The organism is Kribbella sp. NPDC048837, assembly GCF_055586945.1.
The window spans coordinates 131225-155074 of the sequence record NZ_JBVJHF010000002.1 but is presented as its reverse complement, the minus strand read 5'-3'; the positions used below and the strand labels follow the sequence as shown (position 1 = coordinate 155074).

Below are 23850 nucleotides of genomic sequence, written 5' to 3'. Positions count from 1 at the left end.
TTCGCTCCGGGCGCGGATGAGCGACGAGGCGCGCTGTGCTTGATGATGAACTCGCTACGCTCGCTCATGCGGTGCCCCTCTCAGTTCCTGTCATCGTAAGGTGGCCGGCCGCGATCCGTTCCCCGATTCGCTCCAGCAGCGGGATCGGCTCGGCGATACACCGCCGTACATCAGGCTCCACATCGGTCAACGCGTACGCCGCCTGGACACCTGCTTGCTGTAGTTGGTGGGGCTTCAGGTGGTTGATGCCGCAGACGGCTACCACGGGAATGTGGTGCGCTGCCGCAGCGGTCGCGACACCCGCGACGGCCTTGCCGTGGAGGGTTTGCTCGTCGAGGGCGCCTTCGCCGGTGATGACCAGGTCCGCGCCGGCGAGTTGCTCGTGGAAGCCGACCAGTTCCAGCACGAGGTCGATCCCCGGCCGGAGCTCGGCACCCAGCAGAGCCAGCGCCGCGAACCCCACACCACCCGCGGCGCCCGCACCCGGCGCGTCCCGGAGATCCTTCCCGGTCTCCCGCGCCACGAGGTCGGCCCAGCGGGTGAGCGCCGCATCAAGCTCCGCCACCTGCTCCGGGTCAGCCCCCTTCTGCGGCCCGTACACCGCGGCCGCCCCGTGCGGCCCGGTCAGCGGATTGTCCACGTCGCAGGCCACGACAACCTCGACCCCATCCAGCCGCCGCCGAAGCGCGCTGAGATCGAGCGAGGTCGAGGTCACGCCGGCACCAAGCGCACGCACGAGGCCGACCCCGCCGTCGGTAGACGCACTGCCACCGATGCCGAGGATGATCTTCCGGCAGCCCGCGTCGATGGCCGCCGCAATCACCTCCCCGACGCCGAGCGAGCTGGCAGTCATCGGCTCCAACTGCCCACCCGGCAGCCGCACCAACCCGCAGACATCAGCCAGCTCAACAACCCCCACATCACCTCGCCTGGCATATCCAGTACTCACCGGTGCTCCGGTGGGGCCGGAGGCGGTGACGGGGACTCGCTCGAAGCCTGCCGCGACGGCGGCGGCCAGGGTGCCGTCGCCGCCGTCGGCTACTGGGATCGGAGTGATGGTGGTGCCGGGGTGGCGTCGGTGGATGCCGGTGGCGACCGCGGCCGCTACCTCCGTGCTGGTCAGGGTTCCTTTGAACTTGTCGGAGGCGATGATCACCCGGGGCATCAGTCGAGCAGCGCGAGTGCGGTCGGTGCGTCCTCGGGGACCTCGGCCACGTCCTCGAACTCGACGATGTTGTCGATCTCCAGGCCCATCGACACGTTCGTGACGCGCTCCAGGATGACCTCGACCACGATCGGGACCTGGTGCTCGACCATCAGCTTCTTGGCCTGCTCCAGCGCCGGCAGGATGCCGTCCGGCTCGAACACCCGCAACGCCTTGCAGCCAAGGCCTTCCGCGACCTTCACGTGGTCGACGCCGTACCCGTTGACCTCGGGACTGTTGATGTTCTCGAACGACAGCTGCACGCAGAAGTCCATGTCGAACCCGCGCTGCGCCTGCCGGATCAGCCCGAGGTAGGAGTTGTTCACGACGACGTGGATGTACGGGATGTTGAACTGCGCCCCGACCGCCAGCTCCTCGATCAGGAACTGGAAGTCGTAGTCGCCCGACAACGCCACCACCGTGCTGTCCGGGTCCGCGACCGCGACCCCCAGCGTGGCCGGCACGGTCCACCCGAGCGGCCCGGCCTGACCGGCGTTGATCCAGTGCCGCGGCCGGTAGACGTGCAGCATCTGCGCGGCCTGGATCTGCGACAACCCGATCGTGCTGACGTAGCGGACGTCGGGCCCGAACGCCCGGTTCATCTCCTCGTACACGCGCTGCGGCTTGATCGGCACCACGTCGAAGTGCGTCTTGCGCTGCAACTCCGTACGGCGCTTGCGGCACTCCGCGGCCCACGTGGACCGGTCCGCCAGCTTGCCCTCCGCGGCCCACTCCCGCGCCACCTCGACGAACATCTCCAAAGCGGCCCGAGCATCCGACACCACCCCGTAGTCCGGCGCGAACACCCGCCCGATCTGCGTCGGCTCGATGTCGACGTGGATGAACTTCCGCTCGCCCCGGTACACATCGAGGCCGCCCGTGTGCCGGTTCGCCCAGCGGTTGCCGATCCCGAGCACCAGATCCGAGGACAGCATGGTCGCGTTGCCATACCGATGCGATGTCTGCAGCCCGACCATCCCCGCCATCAGCGGGTGGTCGTCCGGCAGCGTGCCCCAGCCCATCAGCGTGGGTACGACGGGAATCCCGGTGAGCTCGGCGAATTCGACCAGCAGGTCGGACCCGTCGGCGTTGACGATCCCGCCACCGGCGACGATCAGCGGACGCCCGGAGGCGGCCAGCATCGTCAGCACCTTCTCGGCCTGCGCCCGGGTCGCGGCCGGCCGGGACACCGGCAACGGCTCATAGGTCTCGATGTCGAAGTCGATCTGGGCCAGCTGTACATCCAGCGGCAGGTCGATCAGCACCGGACCCGGACGGCCTTCGCGCATCAGCTGGAACGCCTTCTGGAAGGTGCCCGGCACCTGCGCGGCCTCCATCACGGTGACCGCCCACTTCGCGACCGGTTTGGCGATCGAGGCGATGTCGACCGCCTGGAAGTCCTCCTTGTGCAGCTTCGCGACCGGCGCCTGGCCGGTGATGCACAGGATCGGGATCGAGTCGGCCGACGCCGAGTACAGCCCGGTGATCATGTCGGTCCCGGCCGGTCCCGACGTACCGATGCAGACGCCGATGTTGCCGGCCTTCGCCCGGGTGTAGCCCTCGGCCATGTGCGAGGCGGCCTCGACGTGCCGGGCGAGGACGTGCTTGATGCCGCCGTGCTGCCGCATCGCGCTGTAGAACGGGTTGATCGCGGCGCCGGGCAGCCCGAACGCCTGCGTGGACCCTTCCTTCTCCAGGATCAGAACCGCGGCGTCGACCGCGCGCATGCGGGCCATCAGCTGACCTCCTTGCCGGACAGGCGCTCCACGCCACGCAGCAGTGCCGAGTGGTCGAGACCGCCGTCGCCGTTGGCCCGGGCGGACGCAACCAGCTGGGCCACGAGGGCTCCGAGCGGTACGACGACGCCCGCCTCCCGCGCGGCCGCGGTGACGATGCCCATGTCCTTGTAGTGCAGGTCGATCCGGAAGCCGGGCTGGAAGGAGCGGGACAGCATGTTCTCCTTCTTCTGGTTCAGTACGGCGGAACCGGCCAGGCCGCCACCGAGGACCTCCAGGGCCGCCTTGGTGTCGACGCCGTACGCCTCCAGGAAGATCACGGCCTCGGCCACGGCCTGGATGTTGGCGGCGACGATCAGCTGGTTGGCGGCCTTCACGGTCTGGCCCGAACCGCTCGGGCCGACGTGGACGACCGTCTTGCCGACGACGTCGAACAGCGGCTTGGCGGTGGCGAAGTCGTCCGCCTCACCGCCGACCATGATCGACAGCGCGGCGTTCTTGGCACCCGCCTCACCACCGGAGACCGGGGCGTCGAGCATCCGGAAGCCGAGCGCCCGCGCCTGCTCGGCGAGCTGCTGGGTGACGTCGGGGCGGATGCTGGAGAAGTCGATGATCAGCGTGCCGGTCTCGGCCTGCTGGAAGACGCCGTCCTCCCCTTCGAGCACGTCTTGCACGTCGGGCGAGTCCGGGACCATCACGCAGACCACGTCGGCGCCCTTGACCGCGTCCGCGATCGAGGCGGCAGCGCGGCCGCCGGCGTCGACCAGGGTCTGGGTCCGCTCCGGGCTCCGGTCGAGACCGGCCACGCTGTGACCGGCGTTGACCAGGTGAATCGCCATCGGGTTGCCCATGATCCCGAGGCCGATGAAGGCAATGTTCGTCATCTCGTTGTCTCCCGATAGTGAGAAAGCAGGGAACGAAGGAAAGAAAAGAAGGGGGGCGGTCGTCGTGATCAGCGGCGCTCGAACGGCAGCCAGCCGAAGCTTTCGTCGGTGCTGGTGGACGGCTTGTACTCGAGTCCCACCCAGCCGGTGTAGCCGTTCGCCGCGAGGGCGCTGAGCTGCTGGTCGAGCGGGAGCGAGCCGGTGCCCGGCTCGTTGCGGCCCGGCGCGTCGGCGATCTGGACGTGCGCGACCCGGTCGGTGTGGTCCGCGATCACCTGGTCGACGTCGTCGCCGTTGACCGCGAGGTGGTACAGATCGGCGAGCAGTCCGAGGTTCGGTACGTCGTACGCCGCCTGGACGCGATCGATCACGGCCAGCGCGTCGGCCGCGGTCAGCAGCGGGTACCGGTCCGCGCCGCTGACCGGCTCGACCAGGACGGTGGCGCCGATCCGGCCGGCCACACCGGCGGCGAGGGCGAGGTTCTCGACCGCGAGCTCGTCCTGCTCACGCTCGGAGCTCGCCTCGTCCCGGTTGCCGTAGAGGGCGTTGAACCCCTGGCAGCCGAGCCGCTCGCCGATCCCGACGGTGACCTCGACGTTGTCGCGGAACTCGCTCGACCGCTTGGGCCAGGACACCAGCCCGCGGTCGCCGCCCGGCATGTCGCCGGCGAAGAAGTTGAGGCCGGTCAGCTGGACGCCGGCATCGGCGATCGCGGTCACGAACGCGTCGACCTGGCGGTCCGGCGGCACCGCCTCGACGAACGGCCACCAGAACTCGACCGCACTGAAACCGGCACGCCGGGCGGCCGCGGGCCGCTCCAGCAGGGGCAGCTCGGTGAACAGCAGCGAGCAGTTCACCGTGTGGCGCAGCGGGTGGCTCATCACAACTCCAAGTTTCCGTATCGCGGAAGTTGATTTCTGTTCTGCGAAATGACCATAAGACGACCGCGTCCGGAGCGTCAACCCTCCGGCCAAGCTCGAGGCCACGCGGGAGGGCAGCCGGCCGGATCGCTGTCTCACGTGCGGGCGCGCGTTGTACGTTCCTCTAAAGACCCGGCGAGAAGCACCCGCCCTCCACTCCGCTACGGGGCGGGGCGGGGCCGGGGGAAACCGAGGGAGGTGCGTCGTGCTGCTGACCGAACTGCTCGACGCGCCGGAACTCGGCCTGCGCCTGCTGCACTCGGCGGGCAGCGCGCTCGACCGCCCGATCGGCCGGCTCGTCACCACCGACCTGCTCGAACCCGGCCGGTACCTGAACGGCGGCGAGGTGGTCCTGACCGGCCTGGTCTGGCGCCGGCGCGCCGCGGACAGCGAGCTGTTCGTCGCCTCGATGGCCGGCCGCGGCGCGACCACGATCCTGGCCGGCAAGGCGTTGCTCGGCGAGGTGCCGACCGACCTGGTCGAGGCCTGCCACCGGCACGAGGTCACGCTGGTCGAGGTGCCGATCGAGATCGCGTTCGCCGACGTCACGGAGTACGTCGCCGCCGCCGGGTCGGCCGAGACCGGGGCCCGGTTGTCGGCGAGTCTGGTCCGGCAGCGCCAACTGCTGTCGTCGATCGCGGCCGGCCGCAGCCTGGATGAGCTCGCGGCCCGGATCTCCGCCGAGATCGGCCACGACTGCCGGGTGCTCACACCGACCGGACGGCACGTCGTACCAGGGCCCGGCGAGCTGGACGACCTGACGCTCGACGCGGTCACGCGGCGGTTCCTGACCGCGGATCGCACCCCGGCGCTGGCCCAGGCGGGCGACACGGCGTACAGCCTGTTCCCGGTCGGATCGGGGCTGGGGAATCGGCTGACGGCGTGGGTGCTGGTCATCGAGGGCGACCACAGCCAGTGGTCCCGCGACCATGTCGAGGCTGTCCAGGAGTTGTGTGCGATCGCCGCGCTGGACCGCGCCCGGCGGGACGAAGGGCGCCGGGCGTTGCGACCGCTGGTGGCGGATGCGCTGGCGCTCGTCGAGTCCGGAGCACCGCACGCGGAGGTCGCGATCCGGCTGCGGCAGGCGGGATCCCATGCGGAGCGGCCGATGGTGATCGCGGTCGCCGAGCTTCGGGACGACGGGCCGAGCGAGGTGGCGCTCAGTCTGTTCGAGGACGTCGCCCTGACCGTCGGCCCGGCGGTGGTCGCGCCCGGCCGCGATGGATTGCTGGTGGGCTTCCTCCCGTTCGCGCCCGGGCTGCCCGAGCAGTTGCGCCGGGCCTTCGGGCGGCTCGCACCCGGGCTCCATCGCGCCAAGCTCGCGGTCGGGATCAGCGGCGAGACCGCGATCGACGCGCTGGCCGGCGCGCTCGAGGAGGCCCGGTTCGCCCAGCGGGCCGCCGGGGCCGGGCGGGCGCCGGTGTCGGTGGTCACCTCGGACGAGGTCGCGTCGCACGTGCTCCTGCTCGCGACGTTGCCCGACGACGTCCGGCGTACCTACACCAACCGGGTGCTCGGTCCGGTGCTCGAGCACGACCGCCGGACCCACGCCGACCTGCTCACCACCCTGCAGGAATTCCTCGCCTGCTCGTGTTCCTGGGCCCGTACGGCGGAGTCGCTGCACCTGCACGTCAACACGGTTCGCTACCGGATCGAACGCGTGGAGCAACTGACCGGACGCGATCTGTCGAGACTCGAGGACCGGGTCGACGTGTTCCTGGCCCTGAAATCGCTCTGATTGTGTGATCCTCCAAAGCCGGGTGTTCAACAGCGGTTCAACTTCGGAGGTTCATCGGGTGCAATCGCGCTCCGGATGAGCCGATGCTGGCGTGCAGGTTCAAACCCCTGCCGACGCCAAGGAGCGTGTCCCGATGAAGGCCACCCTGCGACCGAGCCGCCGCGCCAGCCGCCATCCCGTCGACGAGGTCCTGCCCGTCGGCAAGCTCGCCGTCTACGGCACGCAGCACGTGCTCGCGTTCTACGCCGGCGCCGTGATCGTGCCGATCCTGCTGGCGAACGCGATCGGGCTCACCACCCAGCAACTCATCCACCTGATCAACGCGGACCTCTTCACCTGTGGCATCGCGTCGATCATCCAGTCGGTCGGGTTCTGGAAGGTCGGCGTCCGGCTGCCGCTGCTGCAGGGCGTCACGTTCACGGCGGTCTCGCCGATGATCGCGATCGGCCTGGCCGCGGGCGGCGGGACCAGCGGCCTGCTGGTGATCTACGGCGCCGTGCTGGTGGCCGGCCTCGCCACCTTCTTCATCGCACCGTTCTTCAGCAAACTGATCCGGTTCTTCCCGCCAGTCGTGACCGGCTCGGTGATCACGATCATCGGTCTCGCCCTGCTGCCGGTGGCGGCCGGGGACGCGGTCGGCGGCGCCGGACCGACGGCCGACCCGACCAGCGGGAAGAACCTGGCCTACGCCCTCGGGACGCTGGGGCTGATCGTGCTGATCCAGCGGGTCTTCAAGGGCTTCATGGCGACGATCGCCGTCCTGGCCGGCCTGGTCGTGGGCACGCTGGTGGCCTGGGCCCTCGGCGACGCGCACTTCGGAGCCGTCGGCGAGTCCGCCTGGGTCGGCGTGACCACACCGTTCTACTTCGGCTGGCCGAAGTTCTCGATCGCGGCGATCATCTCGATGGTCGTGGTCATGCTGATCACCGCGGTGGAGACGACTGGTGACGTCTTCGCCACCGGCGAGATCGTCGAGAAGCGGATCGGCAAGGACGACATCGCCCGCGCGCTGCGGGCCGACGGACTGGCCACCACGATCGGCGGCGTCTTCAACTCCTTCCCCTACACGTGTTTCGCCGAGAACGTCGGACTGGTCCGGCTGACCCGGGTCCGCAGCCGCTGGGTGGTCGCGGCGGCCGGCGGGATCATGATCCTGATCGGCCTGGTGCCGAAGGCCGGCGCGGTCGTCGCGGGCATCCCGCACCCGGTGCTGGGCGGCGCGGCGCTGGCGATGTTCGCCACCGTGGCCGTGGTCGGCTTCCAGACCCTGGCCAAGGTCGACTTCCACGACCACCGCAACGTCGTGATCGTGGCGACCAGCGTCGGTCTGGCCATGTACGTCACCGCGCAGCCGCAGGTCGCCCAGGCCGTGCCGGGCTGGGCCGAGATCATCTTCGGCAGCGGCATCACGCTGGGCAGCCTGACCGCGATCGGCCTGAACATCCTGTTCCACCACGTCGGCAAGGACTACGGACCGGCCGTGGCCGGGCAGCCGGGTGACTCGGTCCGGCTGGACCAGGTGAACAAGATGACCCGCGAGGAGTTCGTCGAGACGTTCGGCGGCCTGTTCCAGGGTCCGCGCTGGGCGGTCGAGCGGGCCTGGGAGATGCGGCCCTTCGCCGACACCCACGCGCTGCGCCGGTCCTTCCAGGAGGCGCTGTTCTCCGGCTCGCACGACGAGCAGCGGCAGCTGATCGAGGCGTACCCGCAGCTCGGCTCGCAGTTCGTCGCCGACGGCCTCAGCGGCGAGGCGTCACTGCGCGACCAGTCGGACAAGGGCCTCACCTTCCTGGCCGACCCGGAGCGTGACGAGCTGACCACGATCACCGAGGCGTACCGGGAGCGGTTCGGCTTCCCGCTGGTCATCTCGGTCCGGGACGCGGAGTCCTTCGCCCGGATCGTCGAGCAGGGCCGGGAGCGGCTGGACAACTGCGAGAACCAGGAGCACGCCGCCGCGCTGCTCGAGATCGCGAAGATCGCCGGCTACCGGTTCGACGACTTCCTCTCCGAGGCAAATCCGATCCATAGTGCAAGAACACGCTGGAGCAGCAACCGATGACCACTCAAGCACTCCGCGCACCGACCCTGAAGGTGAACGGCGCGGACACCGCGATCGGCGACGTCGCCGTCCACACCACCGTGCTGGACTGGCTCCGGGACCGGGGCCTGACCGGCGCCAAGGAGGGCTGCGCCGAGGGTGAGTGCGGCGCCTGCTCGGTTTTGGTCGCGCGGCCGGGGATCGACAGCCCGACCGAGTGGACCGCGGTGAATGCCTGCCTGCTGCCGATCGCCGCCCTGGACGGCCAGGAGATCATCACCTCCGAGGGCCTGGGATCACCGGCGGAGCTGCATCCGGTGCAGGAGGAGATGGCCGTCCGCGGTGGTTCGCAGTGTGGCTTCTGTACGCCGGGCTTCGTCTGCAGCATGGCCGCCGAGTACTACCGGCCCGGCCGTACGGCGCCCGCCACCGAGGATCACGAGCACGGCCCGAACGGATTCGACCTGCACTCCCTGAGCGGGAACCTGTGCCGCTGCACCGGCTACCGCCCGATCCGGGACGCGGCGTACGCGCTCGGCGATCCGGCCGAGAACGACGCGCTGGCCGTCCGCCGGGACTCGCCACCGCCTCCGCCCGCGGCGACCGGGATGGCATCCGGCGAGGCGGAGTTCGTCCGGCCGGCATCGCTCGACGACGTGCTGGGCCTGCTCGCCGAGCGACCGGAGGCGGAGGTCGTGGCGGGGTCGACCGACCTCGGAGTGCAGGTGAACATCTTCGGTTCGCGTCCGCCGCTGACCATCGCGATCGACCGGCTCGCGGAGCTGCGAGAGTTCAGCTTCGGAGCGGACGAGGTCCGGATCGGTGCGGCGCTGACGCTGACCGAGATCGAGCGGAAGCTGGCCGGACGCGTACCGCTGCTGGCCGAGATGTTCCCGCAGTTCGCGTCCCGGTTGATCCGCAACGGCGCGACCGTCGGCGGCAACCTGGGCACCGGGTCCCCGATCGGTGACACCCCGCCCGCCCTGCTCGCGCTGGACGCATCCCTCGTCCTGGCGTCGCACCGAGGTGAGCGGGTGGTTCCGCTCGCGGACTACTTCACCGGCTACCGGCAGACCGTGAAGGCCGCCGACGAGCTGATCAAGACGATCGTGTTTCCGCTGCCACTCGCCCCGCTGACGGCCTTCCACAAGATCGCCAAGCGACGCTTCGACGACATCTCGAGCGTCGCCATCGGGTACGCCGTGGACGTGGTCGACGGCGTCGTCCGGGAGGCCAGGATCGGGCTCGGCGGGGTCGCGGCCACGCCGCTGCGGGCCCGGGCCACCGAGGCCGCGCTGATCGGTCAGCCGTGGACGGAGCACACGATCCGCACCGCCGCCGCGGTGATGGCCGGCGAGGGGACGCCGATGGACGATCACCGGGCGAGTGCGTCGTACCGCTCGGCAATGCTCGGCCAGTCGCTGCTCCGGTTCTACTTCGCTGGAGAGGAGGCGAGCGCATGAGCTCGCTGTCCGATCGACCCGCGCAGGCGGTTGTCGGCGTACCGCTGCCGCACGAGAGCGCGGCACTGCACGTCACCGGGACTGCGCTGTACACCGACGACCTCGTGCAACGGACGCGTGATGTCCTGCACGCCTGGCCGGTCCAGTCGCAGCACGCCCATGCGCGGATCACGGCCCTCCGGGTGAAACCGGCGTACGACGTTCCCGGCGTGGTGCGGGTGCTGACGGCGGACGACGTCCCCGGGGTGAACGACGCGGGGGTGAAGCACGACGAGCCGTTGTTCCCCGGTGAGGTCATGTTCAACGGGCACGCGGTGTGCTGGGTGCTCGCGGAGACGTTGGAGGCCGCGCGCCTCGGCGCGCTGGCGGTGGAGGTCGAGTACGAACCGCTGGCGTCCCTCGTGACGGTGCGCGAGGCGATTGCGGCGCGGCGTTTCCAGGGCATCGGGCGGCACCTGGAGCGCGGTGATGTGGATGCCGCGCTGGCCGGTGCGGCGCACGTGTTCCGGGGCGAGTTCGAGTTCGCGGGGCAGGAGCACTTCTACCTGGAGACGCACTCGGCGCTGGCGCACGTCGACGAGGCCGGCCAGATCTTCGTGCAGAGCAGTACGCAGCATCCGTCCGAGACGCAGGAGATCGTCGCGCATGTGCTCGGCCTGGCCAGCCATGCGGTGACGGTGCAGTGCCTTCGGATGGGCGGCGGCTTCGGCGGCAAGGAGATGCAGCCGCACGGCTTCGCCGCGATCGCGGCCCTCGGTGCGACGCTGACCGGTCGGCCGGTGCGGTTGCGGCTGAACCGCACCCAGGACATGACGATGTCCGGCAAGCGGCACGGATTCCACAGCTCGTGGCAGGTGGGCTTCGACGACGAGGGCCACCTGGTGGCGTTGGACGCGACGCTGACGGCCGACGGCGGGTGGAGTCTAGATCTGTCCGAGCCGGTGCTGGCGCGGGCCATGTGCCACATCGACAACGCGTACGAGATCCCCAACGTCCGCGTCGACGGGCAGATCGCGCAGACCAACAAGACCTCCCAGACCGCGTTCCGCGGCTTCGGAGGCCCGCAGGGCATGCTCGTGATCGAGGACATCCTCGGCCGGTGCGCGCCACTGCTCGGGTACGACGCCCTCGAACTGCGCCGCCGGAACTTCTACAAGGTGGGCGACAGGACGCCGTACGGACAGCCGGTCCGGCACGCCGACCGGCTGGAGTCCTGCTGGAGCCAGGTGCTCTCCGGTGCGGACGTCTCCCGCCGGGCTTCGGAGATCGCGGCCTTCAACGCGGAGCACGCCCATGTGAAGCGGGCGATCGCGATGACGCCGGTGAAGTTCGGCATCTCGTTCAACCTGACCGCGTTCAACCAGGCCGGGGCGCTCGTCCACGTCTACAAGGACGGGTCGGTGCTGATCAACCACGGCGGCACGGAGATGGGGCAGGGCCTGCACACCAAGATGCTGCAGGTCGCGGCCACCTCGCTCGGGCTGCCGCTGGCCCGGGTCCGGCTCGCACCGACCCGGACCGACAAGGTCCCGAACACCTCGGCGACGGCCGCGTCGTCGGGCGCGGATCTGAACGGCGCGGCGATCAAGAACGCCTGTGAGCAGATCCGGGAGCGGCTCGCGCAGGTCGCGGGCGGTCGCCTCGGGATCAGCCCGCACGACGTGCGCTTCGTCGACGGCGTCGTACGCGGGCTGTCCGGCGACGGGCTGGACTGGAACGAGCTCGTCCGCGCTGCCTACCTGCAGCGGGTGCAACTGTGGGCGGCCGGGTTCTACCGGACCGAGGGACTGCACTGGGACGCGAACGCGATGCACGGTGAGCCGTTCAAGTACTTCGCGTACGGCGCTGCGGCCGCCGAGGTGGAGGTGGACGGGTTCAGTGGCGCCTACACGCTCCGGCGGGTCGACATCGTGCATGACGTCGGCGACAGCCTGAGTCCGCTGATCGACATCGGTCAGATCGAGGGCGGGTTCGTCCAGGGGGCGGGCTGGCTGACGCTCGAGGACCTGCGCTGGGACGAAAGCGACACCGAGCGACGTGGGCGGCTGGCGACGCAGGCGGCGAGTACCTACAAGCTGCCCTCGTTCTCCGAGATGCCCGAGGTCTTCAACGTCCGGCTGCTGGAGAAGGCGCACGAGGAAGGCGCGGTCTACGGCTCGAAGGCCTTGGGCGAGCCGCCGCTGATGCTGGCCTTCTCGGTCCGCGAGGCGTTGCGCCAGGCCGCGGCCGCCTTCGGGCCGCCCGGGACGAGCGTCGAACTCCCGTCGCCGGCCACGCCTGAGGCCGTCTACTGGGCCCTGGATCGCGCACGGGGTGGTGAGTCATGGAGTGGATGAAGGCTGTCCAGCTACTGCGCTCCGGGCGCCGGCCCGGCGTCCTGGTCACGGTGATGTCGGTCCGCGGGCACGCTCCGCGGGAGGCCGGCGCCAAGATGGTCGTTGCCTCGGACAACGTTTGGTCGACGGTCGGTGGCGGGAACCTGGAGGCGCTGGCCGTCGAGCGTTCCCGTGAACTGATCGAGGCCGGGTCGTCGGCGCCTGAGGTGCTCGAGGTCGCACTGTCGGACAAAGCGCCGTACCAGCACGGGGTGCAGTGTTGCGGTGGTGAGGTGAAGCTGTTGCTGGAGCCGTTGCCGGTGGTGCCGTCGGTCGCGATCTTCGGGATCGGGCACGTCGGCCTGGAGCTCGCGCGGATCCTGGCCCGGCACGACATCGAGCTGCATCTGGTCGATTCGCGCTCCGATCAGCTGACCGCCGAGCGCCTTGCGGTGCTGGACGACGCGGTCGCTCAGGTGCATGTGCACAACGTTCCGGTGCTGCCGGAACTGGTGGTCGGAGAGCTGCCGCCGGGTACGCACGCGCTGGTGATGACCCACGACCACGCGGAGGATGCGGCGCTGTGCGATGCCGCGATCCGCAACGAGGAACTGGCGACGATCGGGCTGATCGGATCGAGCGCCAAGTGGGCGCGGTTCCGGCGCAAGCTCGCCGAGGACGGCAACTCCGAGGCCGCGATCGACCGGATCATCACCCCGATCGGACTCCCGGACCTCCCCGGCAAGGAGCCGGCCGTGATCGCCGTCAGCGTGGCGGCCTGGCTCCTGCAGCAGTTCAGCACCGAGCGCGTCCCCGCGCAGGTTCACACCGCCGAGCGGCAGACCGCGTCGGCCCGATCTGCCGAGCGTCGCCCCGCGCCGGCTCAGCGTGAGGCGAAGGCATGACCATTTTCCGAGGCACGTTCCTCGATACTCCGGACAACCCGTTCACCGGCGGCGGACTGCGGGTCGACTCCGACGCCGGCCTGCTCGTCACCGACGGGCTGATCGTTGCTCGCGGCCCCTTTCTGGAGCTCCGGCAGGCGCACCCGGCCGAGCAGGTCGTCGACCTGAGCGGTGGCGTCGTCCTGCCCGGCTTCGTGGACACGCACGTGCACTTCCCGCAGATCCGGGCCGTCGGCGGGCTCGGCCTGCCGCTGCTCGAGTGGCTCGATCGGTACGCGCTGCCCGAGGAGGCGCGGATGGCGGACGTCGCGTACGCCACCGGTGTCGCCGCCGAGTTCGTCCGCGGGCTCGCCGCGGCCGGGACGACGTCGGCGCTGGTCTTCGGGGCGCACTACGCCGACGCGATGGACGCCCTCTTCAGCGCCGCGTCGAAGGTCGGGCTCCGGATCACCAGCGGACTCGTGCTGAGCGACCGGCTGCTGCGGCCGGAGTTGCTGACCACGCCGGTCCGCGCGTACGCCGAATCCCTCGCCCTGGCCAACCGCTGGCACGGCGTCGGCCGGAACCGGTACGCCGTGACGCCGCGGTTCTCGCTCTCGTGCACGGATGAGCTCCTCGCCACCTGCCGCGACCTGATGCAGGCGATCCCGGGCGCGCTGTTCACCTCGCACGTCAACGAGAACGAGGCCGAGATCGCCACGGTCGCCGATCTCTTCGGGGGCTGTGACTACGTGACGACGTACGACCGGCACGGGCTGGTCGACCGGCGCTGCGTGCTCGCGCACAACGTGCACCCGACCGATGTCGAGCTCAAGATGCTCGGGGTCGGCGGGGCGACGGTCGCGCACTGCCCGACCAGCAACGCCGCGCTCGGGAGCGGGCTGTTCCCACTCGGCCGGCATCTCCAGCACGGCGTCCGCGTGGCTCTCGGGTCCGACGTCGGCGCCGGCACCGGGTTCTCGCTGCTGAAGGAGGGGCTGCAGGCGTACTTCGCGCAGCAGCTGCTCGGCGACCACGGCCTCGCGCTCAGCTCGGCTCACCTGCTCTACCTGGCCACGGCCGCTGGTGCCGAGGCGCTCGGCCTGGGCGCGGAGGTCGGCGACCTGAGCGTGGGCAAGCGGTTCGACGCCCAGCTCCTCCGCCCCGCCGACGGTTCCCCGCTCGCAGTCGGCGTGGCGCACGCCAACGACGCCGACGAAACCCTGTCACGGATCTTCACCCTCGGCACCCCCGCCGATGTCCAGGCAGTCTGGATCGACGGCCACCTCCTCCACCACTGACCGCACAACACAACCCCCGACACCGAGTTGGTGTCGGGGGTCTTGTGCTTCAGCGAGCGTTGGTGGTCAGGCGCTGCTGGGTTTTGGCGACCTGGATGGCGAGGGCGGGCTCGTCGACGGTGACGACGGTGTCGTGCTCGACGACGGGGCGGCCGTTGACCAGGAGGAGATCCAAGGGCGGCGGCGTGCCGAGGGCCAGGGCGGCTACGGGGTCGGGGATGCCGGCGTGTTCGAGGGTGTCGAGGCGCCAGAGGGCCAGGTCGGCCAGCTTGCCGACTTCCAGGGAGCCGATCTCGTTCTCGCGGCCGAGGATCCGGGCGCCGTCCAGCGTCGCCATCTCCAGGGCGGCGCGGACGTCGAGGGCCTGGGGTCCACCGCGGGCGCGGGCGAAGAGCAACGCGTGGCGGAGCTCCTCCACCAGGCTGCCGGCTTCGTTGCTGGCGGCACCGTCCACGCCGAGCCCGACCGGGCTGCCGGCGGCACGGAGGTCAGCCGTCCGGGCGATGCCCGCCCCGAGGCGAGCGTTCGAGCTCGGGCAGTGCGCGACACCCGTGCCGGTCTGGCCGAGCTGTTTGATCTCAGAGTCGTCGAAGTGGATGCCGTGCGCGAACCACACATCGGATCCGGTCCACCCGAGCTGAGCGGCGTACTCCAACGGCGTGCAGCCGAACGTCTCGCGGCACCAGTCGCCCTCGTCCGTCGTCTCGGCGAGGTGCGTGTGCATCCGGACGTCCCGGCGCCGCGCCAGCTCCGCCGCCTCCCGCATGAGTTCGCCACTCACGCTGAACGGCGAGCACGGCCCGACCACGATCCGCAGCATCGAGTCCGGAGCGGGATCGTGCCAGCGGTCGATCGCGGCCTCGGTCGCGGCGAGGATCTCGTCGCGGTCCTCGACCACCGAGTCCGGCGGCAGCCCGCCGTCCTTCTGCCCGCGATCCATCGACCCGCGGGCCGGATGGAACCGCAGCCCGACCTGGGCCGCCGCGAGAATCTCCGCGCCGAGCAGATCGCCGCCCGCGCGCGGGAAGACGTAATGATGATCGGCGGCCGTCGTACAGCCGGTCCGCGCGAGCCGGGCCAGCGCGGCCTGCGCCGCCACGTGCACCGACTCCTCGTCGATCCCGGCCCACACCGGATACAGCGTGGTCAGCCAGCCGAACAGCGTCGCGTCCGCGGCGAGACCGCGCGTCACCCACTGATACAGGTGCTGATGTGTGTTGACGAAGCCGGGTGTGACGAGACAGCCGCGCCCGTCGATCACCCGTGCTCCGTCGTACACCGGCGCCGGTCCGGGGCCCACGGCAACGATTCGATTGCCCTGGACAACTACATGCCCGGTGAACTCACGCCGCCGCGGATCGACCGTGACCACGGCCGCTCCGTCGATCACGATCGTGTCCATCAGGACCTCAGCAGAAGCCGGGTACGGCGTGCCACGCGCTCCCGGCGTCACTCGCGTCGTCGCGGACCACGGTCGCCTCGATCAGGCCGTACGGGCGGTCCGCGGCGATGAACACCTCACCCGGGTTCTCCACCGCGAACGGGCTCAGGTCAACCAGGAAGTGGTGCTTGTTCGGCGCCGAGAACTTGATCTCCGCGACCTCCGGGTGCTGCTGCAGCACGGCCTCACCCATGCCGTACAGCGTCTGCTGCAGGGCGAGACTGTGGATCTTCGCGAACTGCTCGAGCAGCAGTCCCTTGATCTCGTCGTACGACTTGTCCCAGTCGACCTCGGTGTGGTCGTAGCGCCAGCGGGCGACCAGCGACGTGGCCAGGATCCGGTCGTTCGTCTCCGGCAGCGTCGTGTACTTGTCCTTGAGGAACCCGTGGAACTCCGAGCCGGTCGACTTCAGCACGACCAGGTCGCGAATGCCGGAGACGACGTACCGCTTCTGCTCGGCGCCACGGCCCTCGACGTTGACGACCGTCGTCCGTACGCCGCTGCCGGACCGGACGAACGAGTGGTCGTGCGGCGCGCCGTCGACGGAGATCCGCTCCCAGGCGTACTCCTCGACCTCGATCCGCGCGCCCTCGGCCGCCGGCGAGGCGTCGAGGAAGTGCGCGCCCAGGGTCAGCGCGTAGTCCTCGATCGCGCCGACGCCCTTCTCCTTGGCGAACGCGAACGCGGTGTTCTTCTGCGTGTCGGTCGGCAGGACGTCGCTCTGGTCCCCGGTGGTGTGCGCGGCCTCGAAGTGACCGCGGAGCGCGGACGAGACGTTCAGGTCGCGGATCTGGTGGCGGGGGGTGTCGCGGTAGATGCGGACGACCCGGCTCTCGGCTTTGCCGTACTGGTTGGCTCCCAGGTGGATGGCCATTCCGGTCAGCTCCCTCGGTAAGTGGAAAAGGCGAACGGGCTGAGCAGCAACGGGACGTGGTAGTGCCGCTCGTCGGCGACCGTGAAGGTCACGGCGACCTCGGGAAAGAAGATGTCCTGGCCGGACGCGGCCGCGTAGGCGGCAACGTCGAACCAGAGACGGTACGTACCGGGCGCGAGCGCCGGTTCCAGCTCGGCGATCCGCCCGTCGTCGTCCGTCGTACCGGTCGCGAGTACGACGTCCTTGGCGTAGAGCCGGACCGCAACACCCTGCGCCGGTCGACCCAGCGCTGTGTCGAGAACGTGTGTGCTGAGGCTGCTCATGCGTCCACCACCTTGCTGAGGCGGAGCAGCGCGATCTTGCGGAGCTCCTCGTGGACGACGGGTGCCTCGGTGGCCTCGTCGTGCGTCAGCCGCTGCCGCAGGATCGCCAGCATCTGCTCCGCCGACAGGCCGGTGGCACAGATCAGGAAGACCCGGCCGAAGCGCTCCTCGTACTCACGGTTGCCCTCGGCAAGGGCTTCGCGAACGCCGGGGTCGTCGCCGACGCCGGACTGTTCCTTCCGCGACCAGGCCGCCTCGGTGCCGGCGCCCCGCGCGCGGTCCCCGATCCGCGGATGCGCCTGCAGGGCACGATCGACCTCGTCGTCGTCGAGCTCCCGCAGCGTCTGGTCGGCGACCGCGGTCAGTGCGGCGAGATCGCCGTACGGCCGCTTGGCCAGGATCCCGTCGACCCAGCGGGGGACGTCACAGCAGGCCGCCAGCAAGGGACGTAGCCGGTCGGCCGGAGCGGAGTTGAACTCCTGCAGGTCCACGGATCACACCTTCTCGAATCCCGAAATCGACTTTCCGTATGACGAGAGAGTGACACGCCACCCGCCCGTCGTCAACAGTTTGTTGAAAAACCGTCCGTCAGCGGGCGCGGTTGAGGTAGTTGTAGACGGTGAAGCGGGTGACGCCGAGAGCCTCGGCGACGATCTCGGCGGACTTGCGGAACTCGAAGGCACCACGGGCCTCCAGCAGCAGGACCGCCTGCTGCTTCTGACTCCGGGAGAGCGCGTTCAGCGGCCCGCCGAGTTCGTCGGCCACCTCGGCCAGCAAGGCCTGCACACCACCCTTCTGAGGGAGCCGGACCGCGACGAGCGGCTCACCGGCCCACTCCAGCGGGATGTCGTCGTCCCGCGCGTTCGCCGGCTCGACGAGCTCGGCGTTGAGCCGCTCGATCAGCGGCGCGATCGCCGTGATCAGCGGATGCGGCTCCTGCTCAGGCATCGCGGCGTACCTGCAGCGTCACCTGGCTCGCGCCGCCGGCGAAGGCGGCTCGGAGCACTCCGGGGAGCGCGGGCAGGAGTTGGTCGTCCTCGCCGCGCACCAAGGTGCCGAGCGGGCCGAAGTCGCACTCGAGGCCGGCTTCCTGGGCAGCCTTGAGCGCTTCCGTGGCGTGGGCGGGCGGGCTGCCTTCGACGTCGAAGGGTTCCGTGGTGAACTCCGCAACCAGTCGCATAGCGCGAGGCTAGCGCTCCGACGGGAGTGGCCGGCGGGCCAGCTTCGCGAGTGCGGCGATGTCGACGCCGATGAGCTTGTCGACCTCCGCCGGATCGACGGCACCGCAGTCGAGGCCGCGCAGTACGAAACCCGCCAGGGCCGCGGCCGTCGCGGGCTCGTCGAGGTAGCCGGACTCACCCTGGCCGAGGTACGCGCGCAACCGGTTGGCTGCCTCGGTGAGGCCCTCGCGATAGAAGAGGTACGTCGCCACGAAGCGCGTCGGGAGCTGGGCCGGGTGCATGTCCCAGCCCTGATAGATGCCGCGCGCGAGGGAACGCCGTACCAGGCGGAAATGCAGCCGCCAGGCCGCGTGGACGGCGTCACGATCGCCGACCGGGAGGACGTTCGTGGAGCCGTCGGAGACGAAGACGCCCGTCCCGGCCGCGGCCAGCTGCATCACGTCCTTGGCGTGATCGGCGACCGGATGCTCCATGCTCTGGTACGCCGCGGCCACCCCGAGCGAGGCCGAGTAGTCGTACGTGCCGTAGTGCAGACCCGTCACCCGCGGCGCGCCGGCCTTGATCATCCGCGCGATCAACGCGGTCCCATCGGACCCGAGGATCGCCTGCGGGGTCTCGACCTGGATCTCGAACTTCAGCCGGGGTACGCCGTACTCGCGCTCGAGCGTCTCCAGCACGGTCACCATCGCCTCGACCTGCTCGACCGAGGTCACCTTCGGCAACGTGATCACGAACCCGTCCGTCAGTCCGCCCGCGGCCGTCAGCTCACGGACGACCAGATCGAGGGTCCGCAGCCCGCGCCGCCTCGTCGGCGCCTCCAACGATTTGATCCGCACCCCGTGGTACGGCGCCGCCGCGCCCGCACCCTCCGCCGACGCCCCGACGCGCAGGCTCCGGGTCAACGCACGGGCCGCCGCGAAGGCCGCGGCGTCCTCGTCCTCGTCGGACCTGGTCCCGTAGCCGTCCTCGAAGTCGATCCGGAGATCCTCGATCGGCTCCCGCTCGAGCTTGGCGCCGACGCGCTCGTACACCTCGTCGGCCAGCTCGGGCGGCAGGTCCAGCGCCTCGGCCAACTCGGCGCGCCCGCCGTGCCGCTCCAGCACCGCTCGGGCTTCCGCACCCCACGCGCCGACGGTGTTGACGTCGTACTTGTCGGCCGGGACGTACACGGTGTGCACCGGCTGGCGGACCCCTCGATCGCCCGGGTACTCCTCGGCGAGCGCGGCGTCGGCGCCGGCCAACTGTCGATCGACCTCGCCGACCAGATCTTCCAGGCTCATCGCTGCCTCCCAGGGCTTCGAATTCCGTATTGCGGAGACTAATATCTACTTTGCGGAAGATGCAATGGTGCCGACCTTCCGGGATCTGGCGCTAAACTTCCGTCATCCGGAAACCCTCGAGAGGCTGGATTCATGGCGGAAGCGAACGGCGGCAAGGGCCGCACCGGCAGTGTGCAGTCCATCGAGCGTGCGTTCGGACTGCTGGAGACGATGGCCGACGCGGGCGGGATGATGGGCCTGTCCCAGCTCGCCACGGCGTCCGGCCTCCCGCTGCCGACGATCCACCGGCTGGTTCGCACCCTGGTCGACCTCGGCTACCTGCGTCAAGAACCCTCGCGGCAGTACGTCCTCGGCCCGAAGCTGATCCGCCTCGGCGAGAGCTCCTCGCACATGCTCAGCGTCTGGGCCCGTCCCCACCTCGCCCGGCTCGTCGACGAGCTCGGCGAGTCCGCCAACATGGCGATGCTCGACGGCGACCAGGTCGTGTACCTGGCCCAGGTCCCGTCGCGTCATTCGATGCGGATGTTCACCGAGGTCGGCCGCCGGGTCCTCCCGCACTGCACCGCGGTCGGCAAGGCGATCCTCGCCCAAATGCCCGAGCCCGACGTCCGCGACCTCCTCCAGCGCACCGGCATGCCCAGACACACCGACAACACGCTCACCACGCCCGACGCCTTCACCGCCCAACTCCGCCAAGCCGAAGAGCACGGCTACGCCACCGACGAAGGCGAGCAGGAAGTAGGCGTCCGCTGCGTCGCCGTAGCCGTCCCCGACGCCCCCTCCCGCCTCGCCATCTCCATCTCCGGCCCCGCCGGCCGCATGACCGAAGACCTGGTAGAACGAGCCGTCCCCCTCCTGACCCAAGCCGCCAAGTCCTTGTCGGAGGACCTCCGCTAGAACGGCAACTGTTGCTTGGGAACTGGGGTCAGCCCGCGCGGTGCTACGCACGGCTCCTCCGTCGCCGCACTACGCGCCGCTCCCACCCACCCTCCGGCTAGCGCCGGCATATCCGCTTCCGGCTGACGCCGGGACTTCCGGCTGACGCCGGACCGTGCGCTTCCGCGCGAGCGACCGCCCCGTGGTATCGCCGAACCGCACCTGTCGAGGGGACTGCGGTCTGCCCCCGCGGCGAGTGTTGACCCCGCTCACCACGGCCCGCCGCCAGGAACCAACCACAGTCCCACTCACCACAGTCCACCGGCGAGCAACGGCGGCCAAGCGGTCACCGCGAGCGCAGCGAGCACACGGCGGCGCCAGCCGCAACACCCCGGCAGCAGCCGGAAGCCCCGTCGTCAGCCGGAAGGGGGCGGCGGTAGCCGCAGGTCCGGCGCCTGCCGGAAACGGATGCACGGCGCCAAGCCGGGGGCGGGTGGGAGCGCGCGGAGCAGCCGCGTACGAGGAGCGCAGCGACGAGGCCAGCGACTGCGGAGCACGCGTGGGCTAGGGCGCGTAGGTGCGCCAGCGTTCGGTTAGTTGGTAGCCGAGGGACTGGTTGGCTTGGAGGCTGGCTTGGTTGGTGGCGGCGCCGCCGGTGCTGAAGCGGGTGATGCCGATGTCGAGGAAGGCGAGGATCGAGGCGGCCTTGACGGCTTGGGCGACGCCGCGGCGGCGGTGGGTGGACAGCACCGAGGTGAAGGCCGTGTCGCCGTGGCCTTCGTGTTCGCGGATGACGGTGGCGCCGACCAGGCGGGAGCCGTCGAAGGCGCCGAAGACGCGGTACTCGGGCCAGAGGGCGCGGACCTTGGTGAGGTCACCGACCGCGCGGTGGGTGGCCGGGGTGTCGGGATAGTCCGGCTCGTTGGTCTTCTCGAGGGCGTGCAGGGCGGCGGCGGACTCGGGACCCAGTTCGCGGATCACGAGTCCGCCGGCGACGGCACGGCGTACGGCGGAGTCGAGCAGCTCGCGGTCCGGGTTGTACAGGCGGACCGCCCAGGACTCGGCGACGACGCGGTACCCGGCTGCTTCCAGCTCGGCGCACCGCGGGTCGCTGTCCTGCAGGATCTCGAATTCGCCCACCAGGCGATTGTCAGCCCAATTTGCGCAGCAAAGGAAGGACGTCCGACGTGAACTGGGTGAGGAATCGTTCCTGGTCGTGGCCCGGGCCGTGGACGACGAAGTGGTTGAAGCCCGCGTCGATGTACGGCTGGAACTCCTTGACGACCTCTTCGGGATCGGACGCGACGATCCAGCGCTTCGCGACCTGCTCGATCGGCAACTCGTCGGCCAGCCGCTCCATTTCGGTCGCGCTGGTGACGGAATGCTTCTGCTCCGGCGTCAGCGACAGCGGTGCCCAGAACCGGGTGTTCTCCAGCGCGGCGTCGGCATCGCGGTCGTAGGACACCTTGACCTCGAGCATCCGGTCGATGTCCTCGAACTTCTTCCCGGCCTTCTCAGCACCCTCGCGAACGGCCGGGATCAGCTTGTCCGTGTACAGCTCCATGCCCTTGCCCGACGTCGCGATGAACCCGTCGCCCGCGCGCCCGGCGTACTTGGCGACCAGCGGCCCGCCGGCGGCGACGTACACCTTCAGCGGGGTCTGCGGACGGTCGTAGATGAACGCCTCGACGGTCTTGTAGTACGGGCCCTCGGAGCTGACGCCGTCCTTCGTCCACAGGTCGCGGATCAACTGCACCGCCTCCCGCAGCCGGGCGAACCGCTCCTTGAACTCGGGCCATTCCATCCCGGAGACGGCGATCTCGTTCAGCGCCTCGCCGGTGCCGACGCCGAGCATCACGCGGCCCGGGTACAGCTCACCGAGCGTGGCGAACGCCTGCGCGATCACCGCCGGGTTGTACCGGAAGGTCGGCGTGAGCACCGACGTCCCGAGCAGCACCCGGTTGGTCCGCTCTCCGACCGCCGCCAGCCAGGCGAGCGCGAACGGCGCGTGCCCGCCCTCGTGCCGCCACGGCAGGAAGTGGTCCGACACGGTCACACTGTCGAGCCCGAGTTCCTCGGCCCGGACGGAGTACTCCACCAGATCCCGCGGCCCGAACTGCTCCGCCGAAGCCTTGTACCCGACTCGAATGCTCACCCTCTGCTCCCCTACGTCGTCTGTACGTGCGATGAAGACAACCGCGTCCGGGTCCGACTTTATGCCTCGCCCGGGCGAGTCGTTTGACGAGTACGGCGGTCGCGGACAGGATGTGAATCCGGCGCGGCCCGCGCCGCACCTTCGTCGACCGGCCCCAGCCTGGTCACCTTCGAGAAGGCAAAGGGACTCCTTGTCTCGGGCCGCTCGTCCTGGTCACCTGCCTCGGACGGGATCGCTGGGGGATCGCGTGCGAGTGCGTGGAAGGCCAGATGACAGCGCACAGGAACTTCAAGCAGCGGGTCCGCACCCGCGCCGCCAAGACGGGCGAGTCCTACACGGCTGCCCTCCGGCACTTCCGTCCGACTCCCTCAGGAGAAGACATGCCGGAAACCGCCCTGCGGATCGCCGTCGCCCAGTCGACGGTCCACCAAGACCCGACGAACCCCGCCCTGCTCCGCGAGAGCGGCGCGGAGGTCCGCCGGCTGATGCGGCAGGCCGCCGACGCCGGTGCACGCCTGGTGCACTTCACCGAAGGTGCGATCTGCTTCCCGAGCAAGCACGTGATGTCCGAGCTCGGCCCGGACGAGATCGGCCCGTCCGACTGGAGCAAGGCCGACTGGACGGTGCTCCAGGAGGAACTCGACAAGATCACCGCGCTTGCCCGTGAGCTCGGGATCTGGACCGTGATCCCGTCGGTGCACCGGCTGCCCGCGCCGACGCGCCCGCACAACAGCATGTACGTCGTCTCCGACCAGGGCACCGTGGTCGCTCGGTACGACGAACGCATGCTGTCGACCACCAAGGTCACCTGGATGTACACCCCGGGCACGCAACCGGTGACGTTCCAGGTCGACGGATACCGGTTCGGGCTCGCGCTCGGGCTGGACGTGCTGTTCCCGGAGCTGTTCACCGAGTACGACCGCCTGGCGGTGGACGGCGTCCTCGTGTCCTACGCGACCACCGGCATCGGGCAGAACGAGCACATCGGGGTCCAGACCCGCGGGACCGCGGCGAACAACACCTGCTGGATCAGCCTGGCCGTGCCGGCCAACCCCGGGGCCGGGCTGGACGCGGGCGTCTGCGACCCACGCGGGAGCTGGGCGGTCCAGGGCCCGGCGGACAGTACGCCGGGGATCGCGGTGACCGACCTGCACCGGGAGGACGTGAGCCAGATCGGTCGCGACTTCCGGCGCCGGACGCGGGAGCGCGTCGGGTCCTGAGGGCTCACAGATCCGGG

The 23850-nt window shown here is 70.2% G+C and carries 21 protein-coding genes; 8 read left to right on the top strand and 13 right to left on the bottom strand.

The annotated features are described in order from the left end of the window. Window positions 1–64: 64 nt before the first annotated feature. The 4 genes from ACZ6O0_RS08710 to ACZ6O0_RS08695 form a co-directional block, all read right to left on the bottom strand. The gene (locus tag ACZ6O0_RS08710; protein ID WP_465764237.1) at window positions 65–1165 is read right to left on the bottom strand and encodes a glycerate kinase; all 1101 of its coding nucleotides are present in this window, start codon (window positions 1163–1165) and stop codon (window positions 65–67) included. Beyond that, complete coding sequence (gcl, locus tag ACZ6O0_RS08705; RefSeq protein WP_465764236.1) at window positions 1165–2940, bottom strand: glyoxylate carboligase; 1776 nt, start codon at window positions 2938–2940, stop codon at window positions 1165–1167. The genes ACZ6O0_RS08710 and gcl overlap by 1 nt, the downstream gene beginning before the upstream one ends. After that, entirely contained in the window at window positions 2940–3824 is an 885-nt protein-coding gene (locus ACZ6O0_RS08700; RefSeq protein WP_465764235.1) for a 2-hydroxy-3-oxopropionate reductase, read from the bottom strand. The genes gcl and ACZ6O0_RS08700 overlap by 1 nt, the downstream gene beginning before the upstream one ends. A 68-nt stretch (window positions 3825–3892) precedes the next feature. Then, window positions 3893–4705, bottom strand: a complete 813-nt coding sequence (locus ACZ6O0_RS08695; RefSeq protein WP_465764234.1) for a hydroxypyruvate isomerase family protein — start codon at window positions 4703–4705, stop codon at window positions 3893–3895. 244 nt (window positions 4706–4949) lie between these two features. Here ACZ6O0_RS08695 and ACZ6O0_RS08690 point away from each other — a divergent pair, with 244 nt between their 5' ends. The 6 genes from ACZ6O0_RS08690 (at window position 4950) to ACZ6O0_RS08665 (ending at window position 14483) form a co-directional block, all read left to right on the top strand. After that, window positions 4950–6482, top strand: coding sequence for a PucR family transcriptional regulator (locus ACZ6O0_RS08690; RefSeq protein ID WP_465764233.1), 1533 nt, complete (start codon window positions 4950–4952; stop codon window positions 6480–6482). Between the two features lie 133 nt (window positions 6483–6615). Then, window positions 6616–8541 (top strand): 2-oxo-4-hydroxy-4-carboxy-5-ureidoimidazoline decarboxylase, encoded by a 1926-nt coding sequence (gene uraD, locus ACZ6O0_RS08685; RefSeq protein WP_465764232.1) that lies wholly within the window; start codon window positions 6616–6618, stop codon window positions 8539–8541. After that, on the top strand, window positions 8538–9983 hold the full coding sequence (locus tag ACZ6O0_RS08680; RefSeq protein ID WP_465764231.1) for a xanthine dehydrogenase small subunit: 1446 nt from the start codon (window positions 8538–8540) through the stop codon (window positions 9981–9983). The genes uraD (ACZ6O0_RS08685) and ACZ6O0_RS08680 overlap by 4 nt, the downstream gene beginning before the upstream one ends. Beyond that, window positions 9980–12319 (top strand): xanthine dehydrogenase molybdopterin binding subunit, encoded by a 2340-nt coding sequence (gene xdhB, locus ACZ6O0_RS08675; protein ID WP_465764230.1) that lies wholly within the window; start codon window positions 9980–9982, stop codon window positions 12317–12319. The genes ACZ6O0_RS08680 and xdhB overlap by 4 nt, the downstream gene beginning before the upstream one ends. After that, window positions 12307–13203: a xanthine dehydrogenase accessory protein XdhC gene (gene xdhC / locus ACZ6O0_RS08670; RefSeq protein ID WP_465764229.1), complete on the top strand. Its 897-nt coding sequence runs from the start codon at window positions 12307–12309 to the stop codon at window positions 13201–13203. The genes xdhB and xdhC overlap by 13 nt, the downstream gene beginning before the upstream one ends. Beyond that, complete coding sequence (locus ACZ6O0_RS08665) at window positions 13200–14483, top strand: guanine deaminase (protein ID WP_465764228.1); 1284 nt, start codon at window positions 13200–13202, stop codon at window positions 14481–14483. Before xdhC ends, ACZ6O0_RS08665 begins: the two co-directional genes overlap by 4 nt. A 49-nt stretch (window positions 14484–14532) precedes the next feature. Here ACZ6O0_RS08665 and ACZ6O0_RS08660 read toward each other — a convergent pair whose 3' ends face one another. The 7 genes from ACZ6O0_RS08660 to ACZ6O0_RS08630 all read right to left on the bottom strand — a co-directional run bounded on the left by ACZ6O0_RS08660 (window position 14533) and on the right by ACZ6O0_RS08630 (window position 19582). Beyond that, a complete protein-coding gene (locus ACZ6O0_RS08660) occupies window positions 14533–15885 on the bottom strand; it encodes an 8-oxoguanine deaminase (protein WP_465764227.1) in 1353 nt (450 codons plus the stop codon). A 7-nt stretch (window positions 15886–15892) separates the two neighbouring features. Further along, a complete protein-coding gene (gene pucL, locus ACZ6O0_RS08655; protein WP_465764226.1) occupies window positions 15893–16798 on the bottom strand; it encodes a factor-independent urate hydroxylase in 906 nt (301 codons plus the stop codon). 5 nt (window positions 16799–16803) lie between these two features. After that, entirely contained in the window at window positions 16804–17121 is a 318-nt protein-coding gene (gene uraH / locus ACZ6O0_RS08650; RefSeq protein WP_465764225.1) for a hydroxyisourate hydrolase, read from the bottom strand. Next, window positions 17118–17612: a 2-oxo-4-hydroxy-4-carboxy-5-ureidoimidazoline decarboxylase gene (gene uraD / locus ACZ6O0_RS08645; RefSeq protein ID WP_465764224.1), complete on the bottom strand. Its 495-nt coding sequence runs from the start codon at window positions 17610–17612 to the stop codon at window positions 17118–17120. The genes uraH and uraD (ACZ6O0_RS08645) overlap by 4 nt, the downstream gene beginning before the upstream one ends. Before the next feature lie 97 nt (window positions 17613–17709). Beyond that, complete coding sequence (locus tag ACZ6O0_RS08640) at window positions 17710–18069, bottom strand: helix-turn-helix domain-containing protein (protein WP_465764223.1); 360 nt, start codon at window positions 18067–18069, stop codon at window positions 17710–17712. After that, entirely contained in the window at window positions 18062–18301 is a 240-nt protein-coding gene (locus tag ACZ6O0_RS08635; RefSeq protein WP_465764222.1) for a thiamine-binding protein, read from the bottom strand. The genes ACZ6O0_RS08640 and ACZ6O0_RS08635 overlap by 8 nt, the downstream gene beginning before the upstream one ends. Before the next feature lie 9 nt (window positions 18302–18310). Continuing rightward, window positions 18311–19582 carry a DUF6986 family protein gene (locus tag ACZ6O0_RS08630; RefSeq protein WP_465764221.1) on the bottom strand — a complete coding sequence of 424 codons (1272 nt, stop codon included), beginning with the start codon at window positions 19580–19582 and terminating at the stop codon, window positions 18311–18313. A gap of 132 nt (window positions 19583–19714) precedes the next feature. On the opposite strand from ACZ6O0_RS08630, the gene ACZ6O0_RS08625 reads away from it, so the two are divergent. Next, window positions 19715–20479, top strand: coding sequence for an IclR family transcriptional regulator (locus ACZ6O0_RS08625; protein ID WP_465764220.1), 765 nt, complete (start codon window positions 19715–19717; stop codon window positions 20477–20479). 543 nt (window positions 20480–21022) lie between these two features. On the opposite strand, the gene ACZ6O0_RS08620 is transcribed toward ACZ6O0_RS08625, so the two are convergent. Together ACZ6O0_RS08620 and fgd are read right to left on the bottom strand one after the other, a co-directional pair. Beyond that, on the bottom strand, window positions 21023–21598 hold the full coding sequence (locus ACZ6O0_RS08620) for a GNAT family N-acetyltransferase (protein WP_465764219.1): 576 nt from the start codon (window positions 21596–21598) through the stop codon (window positions 21023–21025). Window positions 21599–21608: 10 nt separating this feature from the next. Beyond that, on the bottom strand, window positions 21609–22613 hold the full coding sequence (fgd, locus tag ACZ6O0_RS08615; protein ID WP_465764218.1) for a glucose-6-phosphate dehydrogenase (coenzyme-F420): 1005 nt from the start codon (window positions 22611–22613) through the stop codon (window positions 21609–21611). A gap of 269 nt (window positions 22614–22882) precedes the next feature. On the opposite strand from fgd, the gene ACZ6O0_RS08610 reads away from it, so the two are divergent. After that, complete coding sequence (locus tag ACZ6O0_RS08610) at window positions 22883–23833, top strand: carbon-nitrogen hydrolase family protein (protein WP_465764217.1); 951 nt, start codon at window positions 22883–22885, stop codon at window positions 23831–23833. The last annotated feature ends 17 nt before the right edge of the window (window positions 23834–23850 follow it).

Bases quoted from the DNA above. Each gene is read 5' to 3' on its own strand.
- ACZ6O0_RS08710 (WP_465764237.1), bottom strand. From the start codon at position 1,165: ATGCCCCGGGTGATCATCGCCTCCGACAAGTTCAAAGGAACCCTGACC.
- gcl (WP_465764236.1), bottom strand. From the start codon at position 2,940: ATGGCCCGCATGCGCGCGGTCGACGCCGCGGTTCTGATCCTGGAGAAG.
- ACZ6O0_RS08700 (WP_465764235.1), bottom strand. From the start codon at position 3,824: ATGACGAACATTGCCTTCATCGGCCTCGGGATCATGGGCAACCCGATG.
- ACZ6O0_RS08695 (WP_465764234.1), bottom strand. From the start codon at position 4,705: ATGAGCCACCCGCTGCGCCACACGGTGAACTGCTCGCTGCTGTTCACC.
- uraD (WP_465764232.1), top strand. From the start codon at position 6,616: ATGAAGGCCACCCTGCGACCGAGCCGCCGCGCCAGCCGCCATCCCGTC.
- ACZ6O0_RS08680 (WP_465764231.1), top strand. From the start codon at position 8,538: ATGACCACTCAAGCACTCCGCGCACCGACCCTGAAGGTGAACGGCGCG.
- xdhB (WP_465764230.1), top strand. From the start codon at position 9,980: ATGAGCTCGCTGTCCGATCGACCCGCGCAGGCGGTTGTCGGCGTACCG.
- xdhC (WP_465764229.1), top strand. From the start codon at position 12,307: ATGGAGTGGATGAAGGCTGTCCAGCTACTGCGCTCCGGGCGCCGGCCC.
- ACZ6O0_RS08665 (WP_465764228.1), top strand. From the start codon at position 13,200: ATGACCATTTTCCGAGGCACGTTCCTCGATACTCCGGACAACCCGTTC.
- ACZ6O0_RS08660 (WP_465764227.1), bottom strand. From the start codon at position 15,885: ATGGACACGATCGTGATCGACGGAGCGGCCGTGGTCACGGTCGATCCG.
- pucL (WP_465764226.1), bottom strand. From the start codon at position 16,798: ATGGCCATCCACCTGGGAGCCAACCAGTACGGCAAAGCCGAGAGCCGG.
- uraH (WP_465764225.1), bottom strand. From the start codon at position 17,121: ATGAGCAGCCTCAGCACACACGTTCTCGACACAGCGCTGGGTCGACCG.
- ACZ6O0_RS08640 (WP_465764223.1), bottom strand. From the start codon at position 18,069: ATGCCTGAGCAGGAGCCGCATCCGCTGATCACGGCGATCGCGCCGCTG.
- ACZ6O0_RS08635 (WP_465764222.1), bottom strand. From the start codon at position 18,301: ATGCGACTGGTTGCGGAGTTCACCACGGAACCCTTCGACGTCGAAGGC.
- ACZ6O0_RS08630 (WP_465764221.1), bottom strand. From the start codon at position 19,582: ATGAGCCTGGAAGATCTGGTCGGCGAGGTCGATCGACAGTTGGCCGGC.
- ACZ6O0_RS08625 (WP_465764220.1), top strand. From the start codon at position 19,715: ATGGCGGAAGCGAACGGCGGCAAGGGCCGCACCGGCAGTGTGCAGTCC.
- ACZ6O0_RS08610 (WP_465764217.1), top strand. From the start codon at position 22,883: ATGACAGCGCACAGGAACTTCAAGCAGCGGGTCCGCACCCGCGCCGCC.